Origin of the sequence: Novosphingobium sp. TCA1 (genome assembly GCF_009811895.1) — a bacterium.
GTDB lineage: Bacteria > Pseudomonadota > Alphaproteobacteria > Sphingomonadales > Sphingomonadaceae > Novosphingobium > Novosphingobium panipatense_A.
The window spans coordinates 137,297-150,868 of sequence record NZ_BLJH01000010.1 but is presented as its reverse complement, the minus strand read 5'-3'; the positions used below and the strand labels follow the sequence as shown (position 1 = coordinate 150,868).

At 66.3% G+C, this 13,572-nt stretch carries 10 protein-coding genes; 1 reads left to right on the top strand and 9 read right to left on the bottom strand.

Annotated elements, in window-relative coordinates:
• Window positions 1–85 precede the first annotated feature (85 nt).
• From NTCA1_RS13595 to NTCA1_RS13555, 9 genes are all read right to left on the bottom strand, one after another.
• Window positions 86–1,279, bottom strand: a complete 1,194-nt coding sequence (locus tag NTCA1_RS13595; RefSeq protein ID WP_159830888.1) for a TetR/AcrR family transcriptional regulator — start codon at window positions 1,277–1,279, stop codon at window positions 86–88.
• Window positions 1,280–1,358: 79 nt separating this feature from the next.
• Entirely contained in the window at window positions 1,359–4,064 is a 2,706-nt protein-coding gene (locus tag NTCA1_RS13590; RefSeq protein ID WP_159830887.1) for a Tat pathway signal sequence domain protein, read from the bottom strand.
• A 14-nt stretch (window positions 4,065–4,078) separates the two neighbouring features.
• Window positions 4,079–4,786 carry a DUF6250 domain-containing protein gene (locus tag NTCA1_RS13585; protein WP_159830886.1) on the bottom strand — a complete coding sequence of 236 codons (708 nt, stop codon included), beginning with the start codon at window positions 4,784–4,786 and terminating at the stop codon, window positions 4,079–4,081.
• Complete coding sequence (locus tag NTCA1_RS13580; protein ID WP_236549314.1) at window positions 4,783–7,569, bottom strand: TonB-dependent receptor; 2,787 nt, start codon at window positions 7,567–7,569, stop codon at window positions 4,783–4,785. Before NTCA1_RS13580 ends, NTCA1_RS13585 begins: the two co-directional genes overlap by 4 nt.
• Before the next feature lie 272 nt (window positions 7,570–7,841).
• Window positions 7,842–9,566 carry a cation acetate symporter gene (locus NTCA1_RS13575; RefSeq protein WP_159830885.1) on the bottom strand — a complete coding sequence of 575 codons (1,725 nt, stop codon included), beginning with the start codon at window positions 9,564–9,566 and terminating at the stop codon, window positions 7,842–7,844.
• The gene (locus tag NTCA1_RS13570; RefSeq protein WP_159830912.1) at window positions 9,563–9,883 is read right to left on the bottom strand and encodes a DUF485 domain-containing protein; all 321 of its coding nucleotides are present in this window, start codon (window positions 9,881–9,883) and stop codon (window positions 9,563–9,565) included. The genes NTCA1_RS13575 and NTCA1_RS13570 overlap by 4 nt, the downstream gene beginning before the upstream one ends.
• Window positions 9,884–9,978: 95 nt before the next feature.
• Window positions 9,979–10,626, bottom strand: coding sequence for an alpha/beta hydrolase (locus tag NTCA1_RS13565; protein ID WP_133084695.1), 648 nt, complete (start codon window positions 10,624–10,626; stop codon window positions 9,979–9,981).
• A 48-nt stretch (window positions 10,627–10,674) separates the two neighbouring features.
• Window positions 10,675–11,442: an alpha/beta hydrolase gene (locus NTCA1_RS13560; RefSeq protein WP_133084694.1), complete on the bottom strand. Its 768-nt coding sequence runs from the start codon at window positions 11,440–11,442 to the stop codon at window positions 10,675–10,677.
• Window positions 11,443–11,469: 27 nt separating this feature from the next.
• Complete coding sequence (locus NTCA1_RS13555) at window positions 11,470–12,249, bottom strand: SDR family oxidoreductase (RefSeq protein ID WP_133084693.1); 780 nt, start codon at window positions 12,247–12,249, stop codon at window positions 11,470–11,472.
• Window positions 12,250–12,372: 123 nt separating this feature from the next.
• Between NTCA1_RS13555 and NTCA1_RS13550 the strand changes: the two genes are divergently transcribed.
• The gene (locus NTCA1_RS13550; protein ID WP_133084692.1) at window positions 12,373–13,362 is read left to right on the top strand and encodes a GlxA family transcriptional regulator; all 990 of its coding nucleotides are present in this window, start codon (window positions 12,373–12,375) and stop codon (window positions 13,360–13,362) included.
• The last annotated feature ends 210 nt before the right edge of the window (window positions 13,363–13,572 follow it).

Here is a 13,572-nt window from a genome sequence, read left to right as displayed (position 1 = left end):
TCCTGTTGTCGGACGGGCCTCTAGGGTGAGTCTGTGACTCTCTCAGGACAATCGTACCGGATAAAAAATCTAAAAGTGCGACGGTTTAAAACGATCGTACGGTAACGCCCCATTCTTTCAGGACATCGATCGGAGCGAGCCAGGCGCTATCCGTGGCCATGAAACGCAGGCTCGCGCCGATCACGCCCATGACCATGGCCTGCACTCTTGCGCGATCCGAACCGGGAGGAATTCCCAGCCATTCCGCGAACTGGAGATGGACGTTCTCCGCACGGCGACGGCGCATGTCGATGGCGAAGGGCAGGACGGCGGGATCGGTCAGGGCCTGAAGCGCGCACTCGTGCGTGAGGCGCACGATCTCGCGGGTGCGGAGATTGGCGTCACGCGCCAGGATCTGGCTGCGCATTCGCCGATAGAGCGCTTCCACCCCGGCGAAGAGGATGTCCCGCTGGCCCGGGAAGTGATGCGCGACGCTGGATGTCGCGACCCCGGCGAGTTGGGCGACCGCGCGATGGGACAGTGCGCCGACGCCCTGGCCGGCAATCAGGTCGGCGATGTGATCGGCGAGGACACCCTTGGTCCCCTCGGGAACGGGCGCGGTTTCGTCATGCGCGGGCGCGGCGGGAACGGCGAGCCGGTCGACCAGCGCCATGTGCCAATCCGTGGCGGAGGGTACGGGCTGGGCATTCCCATCGCGCAGAAGCCCGCGAATGGTCGAATGGCGCAGCAGGCGATAATCCGTTTCCTCGGCCAGCACGATGGAGAACGGCAGTTCGTCCAGGCAATAGCTGGCGATCCGGTTCGCCAGTCGATCCGCCTGGGGCCGGCCGATCAGCATATCGCGCCAGAGGCCCTCGCGCTCGTCCAGCAGTTCGGCGATCCGGGGCAGCGTAGCCGGTTCGCGGCTGGCGAGCAGGATCAGTTCGCACGTGACGATGGCCGAATGCCGTCCCGGCCCGGCGCTCTGGTCCAGCCATTCGCAGACGAGATCCGGCAGGATGCCGGTCGCCAGCGGATCGACAGGTCCCAGCCGCGCGCGCCATTGTACGCGCTGTTCGGCCATGATCCCGATCTCGCGGTCGAGCGTGGCCTCCACCAGCCGGGCACGATCCCCGATGCGATAGCTGATCGAGCCGACCGAGGTTCCGGCTTCCTCCGCCACCGTCCTCAGGCTCATTCCCGAAAGACCTTTCGTCGCGATGACCTTGCGGGCCGCATCGACGATGCCGGTAATTTCGCGCGAACTGGGACGGGCATGGCTTACGGTGGGTGATCTCATGCCCTACTGCATATCGCCCCCGGCGCGTCAGTCCAGAACGCGCGGGGGTCGTCCTTGGGGATTGCGGATGGCGGCCTCTTCAGTGCTGCAGATCGGCGGGCACCAGCGCAAGGTTCTGGATGGCGGCCAGACCCCACTGCGCGGCATCGTTGGTGGAGAGGCCCGGAATTTCCACGGTGCCTTCGGATGCCGTCACCGTGGAAGGCTCGGAAGTGTGCGCGCCGATGCCGAATTCTTCCCAGGCGCGCCGGGCCAGGGCACGATCGCCCAGCGCATGGGCGGCATAGGCGGTCAGGCGCGAGTGGGCCTGCCGCAGGTTGTGCCCGCGCGGCGCTTCGCCGAAGCGCCTTTGCCACTGCTCGGCAGGGGCATTGTACCAGGCGCAATAGTCGATCCAGGCGGCGCGGTAGCGTGGAGCGTCGATCAGCGGCAGCACTTCGGCCATGATTTCCACCACCCCGAACACGGCATTGAGATGGCTGACGCTGATCTGGTCGCCGCCGGAAACGAACCGCCCGCTGGCAAGGTCGAAGTTGGCGCCCCCCGCCCACCACTGGCGGGGCAAGGCGGCGATGCTGTCCATTCCCGCGGCGATGCGATCGCGCCAGTAGCGGTTGCCGGTGCGTTCCCACTCGGTGAACCAGGCGGCGACCAGACTGCCCCAGCTCGTGCCGAATTGAAGCTGTATCACGCCTTCGGGCAGGTCTCTCCCCCCGGCGACGGCCGCGATTCCGCCGGGCGGCAGCGATTCCGGCGCGCGATCCGCAACCTTGCGACCGATATCGACAGTCTGGAGCGCGCGGTCGGAATGGACCAGCGCGCGCATCAGGTCTCCCACGCGCTCATCGCCGGTGAGATAGTAATGGATGCGGCGATAGGCGGCGTTGGAGACCCGAGGCTGCTTCGAACTGTCGCTCCAGTGCTGGACGCCGTGGCGGGTCCCCAGTCCTGCCCATGGGCCGGCATGGTATACGTCTACTTCGCCGGTGTGCCGTGTCATGGCCTCGGCCATGCGGAACAGGTCGGCGCGGCCGGTGCGCAAGTAGCTGTACCAGAGCCAGAGGTCGGTCGAGAGTTCGCTGTTGTCCCAGGCATAGCCGCCGATGTCGTAGCGCCACTGGTGCCGGTCGGCATCGTAAGTGTGCATGACGTCGCCGTGGTTCCAGAAGCCGTACCAGTGGCGGCGCGCGATCTCGCCCTGGTAATGGCCGAGCAGGATGTCGTTCCGCCGTTCCACCGCCTGCGCCGCGGCGCCTTGGGCGGCAGGCAGGACCCAGTCTCCAAAGACTCCCGCTGCTTGAATCCTTGCGGGGCTGGCCTGAAGGCGCGCCGGAAGAGCGACATGGGCGGCAAAGCTTTCCAGCGTTGCCGCATCGGGTGTGGCGGGCAGCGCCCAGAGCCATAGCTCGTTGGTGCGTGCGATGCCTCTGGCGGAATCCCAGCCCGGTTCGTAGTCCTCGTAAGTCACGTCGAGACCCCGGTTCTGGGAGGCATAGTCGGTCATGCCCAGGGGGTCGCGATAGGAGCGCATGTCCATGGCCGGGGCATCGGGCGCCCAGAGCCATGCGGTAAGTTCCGCCTCGTCACCGGCCGCGCTGGCGATATCGAGCTGGACCGGGTGACGCTTCCAGAAGTCGGCCATGCCGATCGCCGCGCCGCCCTGCGGGGAGCCGACATAGGCAAGGCCCCGGGCGCGATGGCCTTCGAGCGACTGGATCGGCGCGCGGCCCTTGCGGGTTCGCTTGGTCACCACGAAGCCCTCGGACGAGCCCTGGAACAGCCGGAAGTCGCCCCAGGCGGGGATGCTGTCCAGCAGCGGTGCGAACTTTTCAGGCAAGGCTGCGAAATCCGGTGCGGCGCGGCCTTCGATCTGCGCGTGGCGGAACGCCTCGCCGGGATCGCGGCGCAGGCCGGTCAGCGGGCGGACGGCTTCGGCGAAGAGACCGTTCTCGGTGGCGAGGCGGACATGACGATCGTGCAGCGCGCCGCGCATCGGTACGCGTGCGGTTACGCCCAGACCCGAGAGGAAATCGTGTTCGGCATCGCCGTCCCAGATAAAGCTGTGCACGATCCGCGCTGCGTCGCTGCCGCTGGTGAAGTAGAGCCGCAGGCTGAAAGGCAACCATGCGCGGGCTTTTCCGGCATGGACGCCGTCGATCCTGATGACGGCGCGAACCGGGCCGGATTGCTCGACGGTCACGCTGTCGATGCGGCTGGCGAAGTCCTGCCGGGAGACGGTTTCGGCTTCCTCGCCCGAGGCGGCATCCTGCGCGCGGGCTACCAGCGCGACATCGCGCAGCAGCACGCGGCCGTCGCGCTCGGCGGAAGCGATCACTGCGCGTCCCTGTCGCGGTACCTGCCAGCGCGTGGGGCCGACCGTGACGATCACCGCTTCCGCTTGCAGATCGACCGTGACCTTTTCGGCCGTTCTCGGGGCGCGTCCCGGGGCGATCCGCACGTGCTCCGGTGCCTGATGTCCGGCGGGGAGGGCATGGCCGCTCCACTTGATCGAGCCGTCCGGCCAGAAGGCCAGCGGCCAGTTCTGTACCGGCACGGCCGTTCCATCCTCCCTTTGCGCGGCAAGGCGCTCCACGCGGCGCAGAGTGCCCTGCGGCCAGGGAAGGCCGAAGCTCTGTCCTGCGTCCCAGAGCGGCGGCTTGCCGTCCAGCCAGAGCAAATCCGCGCTCGCGGACTGAGCAGGTGCGGCCAGTACGCGGCCCGGAAAGGAGAAGGCCGCGCCTCCGAGAAGACCGGCGCGCAGCAGCGCACGACGTGAGCAGGGCATAAGCGTTCCTGAAATCAGAGATGGGAGACGGTGAAATGGCGCAGCCGCAAATGGCTGGCCGTCGTGCGCACGGCGAAGTGGCCGCTGGTCAGGGGGCGAGGATCATCGAAGGCAAAGAGCTGTCTGCCATCGCGAAAGAACCCGATCTGCCCGCCATCGGCCGTCAGGCGAATGCGCTGCCAGCGGTTGGCGACGAGCATGTCTTGCGCGCCGCGCCGGTCGTTTTCCGGCAGAAGCGGCCTTACGCCGGGCCTGCCGATATAGCGCCGAAAGCGCGTGGTGGAATTGCCGTTGCCGCCGAGACCGATGTAGTAGGTTTCGAGGCCGTCATAATCCTCGAACTTGCCCGAACGTGGGCGGGCCAGCGCATTTCCGTCGGGCGCGGCAGGGTCCTGTGCCATCCAGAAGCAGTTGAGATCGCTCACCCGGTCATGCGTGCCGCCGGCAGACACGGCCTGCGCTTCGTAGTCGATGGCAATGCGGCCTTCCAGACGCGGCAGGAACCACAGCGTCAGCCCTGCCGGCGCCGTGATGTCGAGCATGCCCCGGGTTGCCGCGACCTGCGCTCCTGCTTCCGCTTCGATCCGCCATTGCCTCAGGCCATGGCGGAAGTCGTCGGCGAAAAGGCGTTCACCGGCGCGGGGATAGGCTGAGGCCGGCAGGAAGCATGCGCCTGCCAGCCCCGCGACGATCGCGCGGCGTGAAAGTCCCGCAGCGCTCACAGCTTGGCCCGGACGCCGAAATAGAGGCGGCGGCCGTACGTCTCGATTACGTTGCGGCGATAGACGCTGTTGGCGTTCTCGATACGGGTGGAATCGGTGAGGTTCACGCCTTCCAGGAACACCGAGACATGCGGATTGATCACATAGCTTGCGGAAGCATCGAACTGGCCGAAGGATTCGCCGAACGAGGGGTTGTTGCCGCGATCCACCGCGTTGATCAGATAGCGGCTGCGCCAGTTGTAGGAGCCGCGAATGGCGAAACGGCCGTCGTCGTAGAACAGCGAGGCATTGTAGCTGTTGCGCGAGACACCGGGGAAAGGCAGCGAGGCGCCGGTGAAGTAGTCCTTGCCCTCATAGCCGCTGTCGCTGTTGAAGGTGTAGTTGGCGGTCACGCCCAGGTTGCTCAGCAGTCCGGGCAGGAAATCCAGTCCCAGCTGCACCCCGGCCTCCACGCCCTGGATAGTGACGTGCTGGGTGCCGTTGACCGGCAATCGGATCGTGTAGACCTGCCCGTCGATTTCCTCTTCCTGGCTCTGGGTATCGATGAACGACTTGATATCCTTGCGGAATGCCGTGACCGAGACATAGTTGGTGCGCGACAGGTAGTATTCGAAGCCCAGGTCGTATTGCCAGGCACGATAGGGCTTGAGGCCCGGATTGCCGCGCGATCCGGTGAGCGCCACGGAATCCAGCCTGACGTTGGGTGCCATCTGCGAAGGTGCCGGGCGCGCCAGCACGTCGGAAGCGGTCGCGCGGAGCACCAGCTTGCGCGGGATCACTTCGGCACGCAGGTTCAGTGAGGGCAGCAGCACCGTATATTCGCCCGTGTAGCGCGCCGGGGTGATCACGCCGTCGGTGCTCTGGCTACCGCTGGAGACGGTGCGCGTATGCACCAGGCGCGCGCCGATCACGCCGGAAAGATCGAAGCCCAGGTCGGCGTTGAACGCGCCCTGGAAATAGCCGGCGATGGTCTTTTCGGTGACCTTGTAGGTGTCGAGCGGCGAGATGCTGGTGTAGGGATCGGGCACGCCGATCGCATTGGCCAGATCAGGGCCGAGGTTCCACCAGCGGTCGATGCCGGAGAAACCGAGGTCGCCGGTCTTGAAGAAGCTGCCGTCTCCCATGCCGCCATATGTGTTCAACAGATCCCGGATCGTGGCGAGCTGCGCGGCCGGGGTCGTCGTGCCGAGGACCTGGGTGCCGGTGACGCCGGAGCGGGTCAGCGTGGTCTGCCCGGTGATGCCGTTGAGCGTATAGACCGCGTTCTGGAAGCGGCTGCTGGAGACCAGCTGGTTCAGTTCGATGCCGCTCTTCAGCGACGTCAGGAAGCCGCTTTCGTCGGGCCGGTACTCGGCATCGAACTTGCCGCCGGTTTCGCGCTGCTTGTTGAGGCGCGGGCGTGCCTCGACCGAAAGGGTGTTGATGCCCTGCGTGGTCGTGGTGTCGATCGGCAGGATGATGTTCGGCGCGTTCTGCGGGTTGTTGTAGTCGATCGTGATCCACGGCAAGGCGTCCTTGCCGGATACCGACGCGGTCACGTCCACTTCGTCGTTCAGCACGCGCGAGGCGGCATAAGTGCCGCGCGCGGAGAACTTGAACTGCCCGGTCGTCCATTCGCCGCCGATGATGCCGTTGAAGGTCCGGCGATTGAGGCTGCCGATCACGCTGCGATAGTTGACGCTCGGCCCCGAACCCGCGTTGGAGCCGTTGATGAAGGTTACCGATTGCGCCGTCTCGTCGCGGATGACGACGCCGGTGGGGTCGATACCGCCGTTCGCCACCGACTGGGTGGTGCTGAGCTGGAGGTACTGGTCGTCCGAGATGGTGTCGCTGCGGGTATATGTGCCTTCGACATAGGCACGGAAGTCGTCGTTGGGGCGCCATTCGAGAATGCCGTTCAGGGCATAGCGCTTGGTCGGCTCGGTGGCGGTGATGTAGCGCGGAATATCGGGGTAGAAGTCGCCGAAGCCGCTGCCGTCGAGATCGACGCAGCGTGCCTGGTTGCGTCCCGACAGGCAGTTCTGCGCGGCAGGCGTTGCCGGTTGCCGGGTTTCGACCTGGCGCCAGCCGGTGGTGCGGGCCTGATCGTAGCGGATCGTGCGGTTCTCGTAAGTACCCGAGAGGAGCACGCCGATGGTGTCATGGGCGAAGAGCTTCGACCCGATCACGGCGAACTTGGGGTCCACCTTGTCGGCCAGTTCGTTGTAGATGCCCTGTGCGGAGCCTGCCAGATAGCCTTCCTTGGCATCGAAGGGGCGGCGGGTGATGATGCGTACGGTGCCGCCAAGGCCGCCCTCGGTCATGTCCGGGGTGGCGGATTTCAGCACTTCGAGGCGAGAGACGAATTCGGCCGGAAGATCGCGGAAGTCGACCGCGCGATTGCTGCCGTTGCCCGCTGCCGCCGCGATCGAGGTGGAAAGCGCCGACTGGCCGTTGATTTCCACGCGGTTGAGCGAGGCATCGGCACCGCGAATGGTGATCGCCTGCCCCTCGCCGCCGCTGCGGGTGATCTGGACGCCGGTCACGCGCTGGAGCGCTTCGCCGATGTTCTTGTCGGGGAACTTGCCGACGTCCTCCGCCGAGATCGCATCGACGACTTGCGCGGAATCGCGCTTCGCCGCGAGCGAGTCGGCCAGGCTCCTGCGGATGCCGGTAACGATGATGTCGGCCCGCTCTGCGTCTGGAGCTGTTGCCTCCGGCGTTTCGTTTCGCTGCTGGGCTTCCTGGGCGAATGCGGAGGTGCTGGTAAGAAGAAGCGCCAAGGCGCCGCTGAGACGATACACGACAATATGCCCCTTTTGTCGGACTAAAAACGAAGTCGACGGGCTAATGTCTATCGAATTGGTTGACAAAAAAGATTTTCTAACGGCTCAGGTAGGACCCGCGCGGCGCCGATGACCGTTGAGTGCTGAAAATATGCAAATTTTCACGCCGATCACCTGCGCGGCGGTGAGTGGGACCAGCGCCCATGCAGAGGCGCACGGTCGCTTTGACAAACCTCATAAGAAAATGCATCGATTGCAATTACACTGAGTAATAACGCAACCCGATCCTATCAGTGATCGCTCGCGGCAAAGGCGCCGATGCCGGTTTCCGCCCTGACGCGCTGGGCGGGATAGCCGGCCTTGTCGATCGCGGCGCGGGGCGAGCGGTCGAACCGGGAAATCAGCCAGATCGCCAGGAACCCCGCCGGAACCGAGAAGATCGCGGCCGAACTGTAGGCGAAGGGCGCCGGGCCGAGGCCGAAGGTGGTGGTCCAGACTGCCGGTGACAGCAGTGTCAGGACGAAGGCCGTGAGCAGGCCGATCGTCCCGCCCCAGGCCGCGCCGCGCGTGGTGCAGCCGCTCCACAGCAGCGACAGGATCAGCACCGGGAAATTGCCGGAGGCCGCCAGCGCGAAAGCCAGGCTGACCATGAAGGCGACGTTCTGTTTCTCGAACACCAGTCCCAGCAGCACGGCCAGGGCGCCCAGCGCCAGCGTGGTGAGGCGCGATACGCGCAGTTCGTCTGCCGAGCTGGCCGCGCCCTGTTTGAACACGGTGGCGTAGAGATCGTGGCTGACGGCGGAGGCGGCCGACAGCGTCAGGCCCGCCACGACCGCCAGGATCGTCGCGAAGGCCACGGCGGAAATGAAGCCCAGGAAGGCATTGCCGCCGATCGCATGGGCCAGGTGGATGGCCGCCATGTTGCCGCCGCCGCGCAGCGTTCCCGCCGCGTCCATGTATCCGCCCTCGGTGCCCACCAGCACGATGGCGCCGAAGCCGATGATGAAGGTCAATATGTAGAAGTAGCCGATCCAGCCGGTCGCCCAGAGCACGGACTTGCGGGCTTCCTTCGCGTCCGGCACGGTGAAGAAGCGCATCAGGATATGCGGCAGGCCCGCCGTGCCCAGCATCAGCGCAAGGCCGAAGGAGATGGCCGAAACCGGGTCCTTGATGAAGCCGCCCGGCGCCATGATCGAGCGGCCCCGTTCGGCCGCTTCCGCCGTGCCTGCACCATCGGCAAGCGCCATCCGGGTCTTCACTTCGACCGCGCGGGCGAACAGGGTCTCCAGCGAGAAGCCCATCTGCGCCAGTACCATCAGGGCCATGAAACTGGCGCCGCCCAGCAGCAGCACGGCCTTGATGATCTGCACCCAGGTGGTGGCACGCATGCCGCCGAACAGCACGTAGAGCATCATCAACGCGCCCACGATCACCACCGCCACGGCATAGGGCAGGCCGAACAGCAGCTTGATGAGCTGCCCCGCGCCCACCATCTGCGCGATCAGGTAGAAGCTCACCACCAGCAGGGTGCTCACAGCCGCGAAGCTGCGCACCGGGGGCTGGGCGAAGCGATAGGAGGCGACGTCGGCAAAGGTGAAGCGCCCCAGGTTGCGCAGCCGTTCTGCCATCAGGAACAGCAGGATCGGCCAGCCGACCAGAAAGCCGGTGGAATAGATCAGGCCGTCGTAGCCGTCATTGAAGATCTGCGCCGAAATGCCGAGGAAGGAGGCGGCCGACATATAGTCGCCTGCCATCGCCAGCCCGTTCTGGAAGCCGGTGATGCCGCCCCCTGCCGTGTAGAAGTCGGCGGCGCTGCGGGTGCGCGCGGCGGCGGCCTTGGTGATCCAGAGCGTCAGGCCGACGAAGGCGACGAACATGGCGATCGCGACCCAGTTCACGGGCTGGCGCTGGGCTTCGCCCTCCAGCGCTGCCGCCATCGCGGGCAAGGGCAGCGCGGCAAGGGCGTTTGCGGCAAGGATGGCGGCGGCACAGGTCAGGCGGCGGCGCGGGGTCATGCGCCGTGATCCTTCAGGATGGCCACCATGCGCGCATCGTAGTGCCGGTTGGCCTGTGCGACGTAAATGCCGGTCAGCGCGATCGCCAGCAGGATCAGGCCGAGGCCAATGGGAATGCCGATCGAGGTCACGCCGGTTCCGATCGGCGTGCCGAGCAGCGCCTTGTCGAAGGCGATTAGCAGCAGGTAGCCGACGAAGGCGCAGAACACCAAGGCAGTGAGCCACCAGCCAAGCCGCGCCCGCCGCCGTACCAGGGCCTGATATTCAGGGTCTGCCGCAATGGCCGCAATCAGCGCCTCTTCCCGCACGCCCGGCATAGTCCTCACCCTTATGTCTTCTTGCGAAGGCATAGTAAGTTGGGAAAATGCTTTTGCAACAGCGCCTCGCCTTCGTGGTTAGGCGAGAACGGCGATCAGGACAGCACGCGCTTGGTGAAAGCAGCGGCGGCGGCGAGACCGTCCGGGGCTACGCCATGACCGGTGCCGGGCGAGACATGAGTCTCTACGGGAACGCCGGCGGCGGCAAGGGCGGTTTCGGCAAGCTCCATCGAGCGGAACGGCACGACTTCGTCCTCGGTGCCGTGGATCAGCAGGACCGGGGGGCGGCTGCGGATGTCCGTGGCCAGGCGCTCGGGCGCGACGAGCATGCCGGAAATGCCGACGATGCCCGCTGCCGCTTGCGGCCGGCGAAGGCCCGCGTGAAGGGCCATCATCGTGCCCTGGCTGAAACCGATCAGGACCAGGCGGTCGTTGCCCAGCCCGGCCTGTTCCAGTTCGTGGGTGATGAAGGCATCGAGGACCGGCGTGGCGGCGTCCGCTCCGGCGGCGCGTTCGGCCATGGAGAAAGTCTCGATGGGCCACCACTGGTGCGCTGCGGCCATCTGCGGGATCTGCGACGGAGCATCGGGCGCGACGAAGGCAGCCCCCGGCAGGGCGGGCTGCATCATCGCCGCCAGCGAGATGAGATCCTCGCCGTTGGAGCCGTAGCCGTGGACCAGGATGACGAGGGCATCGGGTGCGGCGCCGGACAGCGGGGCAAGGCGGGGACCGTCGAGCAACATGGGTATCCTTTCAATTGGCGCCCGCCGCCGGATCGATCACCGGCCGCGTCAGAGGCTTTCGGCCCATTCGATAGCGGCATCGGCGACTTTCTCCCAGCCCGGTTCCAGCAGTGTCCAGTGCGACCGGTCGGGAAATTCGAGATAGTCGGTGCGGGCGGGCGCCCGGCGCTGCTTGCGGTGGATCGCGCGCGTCATCGCGGCATCCGCGATCAGGTCCCGGCCGCCGCCGATCAGCAGGAGCGGCGGGCGCGCAGGGTTGGCCCAATCGATCTTCATGGGCTTGACGATGCCGTCCCAGTAGACCCGCCCCGGCGTCGGCACGACGTAGCGGTCGTAGGCGGTCTCCGCCTCGGCGGGGGACAGCGTCTGTGCGAAACGCCGGGCGAAGAAGCGGCGCGACATCTGCTTGGCCTTCCCCCGGCTGAACGGATCGAGGAAGACCGGCAGCGCCGAGATCAGCGCATGAGGGAAGATCGGCACGCCCGGCGTCGGTGCGGGATCGATCGCGACACCGGCCGCGCCCAGTCCGCGGTCGAGCAGGTGCTGGACGAAGACGCCGCCCAGCGAATGGCCGATCAGGATCGGCGCTTCGGGCAGGGCGCGGACGATCGCGGCATAGTGATCGACGATCCGGCGCTGGCCCAGGGCGCCAAGCTCTGGATGCGGCCGGGCGCGCAGGGCGGCGGGATCGCCCTCGTCAAGCGGCCAGTCCGGTGCGATCACATTATGGCCGCGCGCTTCGTAGCGGGCCTTCACATGCTCCCAGCTGCGCGCATTGAGCCAGGCGCCGTGGATGAGAACGATGGTCTTGCTCATCGGAATTCTCCTCTTGAGGGGCCGGTTTTACACCGCGTAGCGAGGCGCCGGGCGATTGCGGGACAAGTTGGGGCGAAGCGCGCCTCGCGCCTTCAGGTAGGTGTCGAGATCGGCATTGTCGGGCAGGGCGGGAATGGTGATCGTCTCGCCGAGGTCGAGGCCCGAAAGTGCGGCATCGACCATGTCCTCCACGTCCATCACCATTTCGGCGGGCAGTCCGGCGAGTTGTTCCTCGGTCCAGATCGGCGTGCGGGTGATGCCCGGCAGCACGGCCTGCACGCGCACGCCCCTGGCGCCAAGCTCGACGTTCAGCGCCTCGGTGAAGGCCAGGACGTAGGCCTTGGTCGCAGGATAGACCGCCGTGAACCCGTCGGGCATGAGCGCCGTCACCGAAGTCATGTTGACGATCGTCCCGCTCCCGGCCTCGGCAAGGCGCGGGGCGATGGCGGCGGCAAGGCGGGTCACGGCCAGCACGTTGAGGTCGATCATGCCGGTGAGATAGGCCGGGTCGGCGCCGACGAACGTGGTCTCCCCGGCGATCCCGGCATTGTTGACGAGGCCGGTGATTGCAGCGTCCTCTTGCAGGCGCCGTTCGATGCGGGCGAGGTCTTCGGGCCGAGCGAGGTCGGCACTCAGGGTTTCGACCGTCACGCCGGTCTCGGCCTCCAGTCTTGCCGACAGTGCTTCCAGCCGATCGGCGCGGCGGGCGACGAGGATGAGGTCGTGGCCGCGCCGGGCGAGACGGTCGGCATAGACCGCGCCGATGCCGTCCGAAGCGCCGGTGATGAGGAAAGTACCGTTAGCCATGATGTCTGTCCTTTCTGGATGGGCCGTTGCGCCCTGTGAGAAGAGGGATAGACTGATCGGCGGAGCGGCAGGATCGGCGGTTCCGACATAAGACAGGCCAAAACTGACAAAGGGGCTTCCGGCATGTCCACCGCGCCGCGTATCAAGGCAGAGATCGGGCTGGTTCTCTATGCGAACTGTCAGGCTGCCATGGTCCACGGGATCACCGACCTGTTCGCCATAGCATCCCATTTCTCGGCAGCGCGGGGCGGATCGCAGATCAGGGTCAGCCACTGGTCGATGGACGGCGCGGGAGACTTCTCGCGCGTTTCGGACAGTCACCCGGAAGAAGCGGGAAACCCGGCGATCCTGATCGTGCCGGGCCGCCTTTCCGGCCCCGCCGATGCCGAGGAAGCCGCACCTTATGCCCGCTGGCTGCGCGATCGGCACGGCCAGGGCGCGACACTGGCGTCCTCTTGCGGAGGCGCCTTCATTCTGGCGGCGACGGGTCTGCTTTCGGGCCGCCCCGCCACCACGCACTGGCTTTTCGCCGACCGTTTCCGCGCCCGTTTCCCGGACGTGCGGGTGGAGCCGGAAAGGATGGTGATCGAGGACGGAGACATCATCACGGCGGGCGGGCTGATGGCCTGGACGGACCTGGGCATGCGGATCGTCGACCGGCTGCTCGGCCCTTCGGTCATGATCGAGACGGGCAAGTTCCTGCTGATCGACCCTTCCGGCCGCGAGCAGCGCCACTACAGCAGCTTCGCCCCCCGCCTGACCCACGGTGACGAGCCGATCCTGAGGGTCCAGCACTGGTTGCAGCAGGGCGCCGGGCGCGGGGTCAGCGTTTCCGAGATGGCAGGGCGGGCCGCGCTGGAGGAGCGCACTTTCCTGCGCCGTTTCAAGACCGCCACCGGGATGCGGCCGGTCGAATACCTCCAGCACTTGCGCGTCGGCAAGGCGCGCGAACTGCTGGAATTCACCCGCCGCTCGGTAGACCAGATCGCCTGGACGGTGGGCTACGAGGATGCGACCGCGTTCCGGCGCGTGTTCAACCGCGTCATGGGCCTGTCCCCCGGCGAATACCGCAATCGCTTTTCCAGCGGAGCCGACCTGCCGATAGCCGCCTGATCGGGTGCGCTCGCAGCCGCCGACGGCCGCGTTTCCGCGACCTCCTGAAATTGGTTAACGATCGCTTAAATTGTTGAAATTTCAGCGCTACGTAAATGTCCGTATTGCAACGGATTGCGGAGAAGTAGATAGGCCTGCTCCATTACATCCTTGCACGCCTGTTTACCTTTGTGTGGCGCGCAAGGTCTGTAAGGCATTGATTTACGGCGG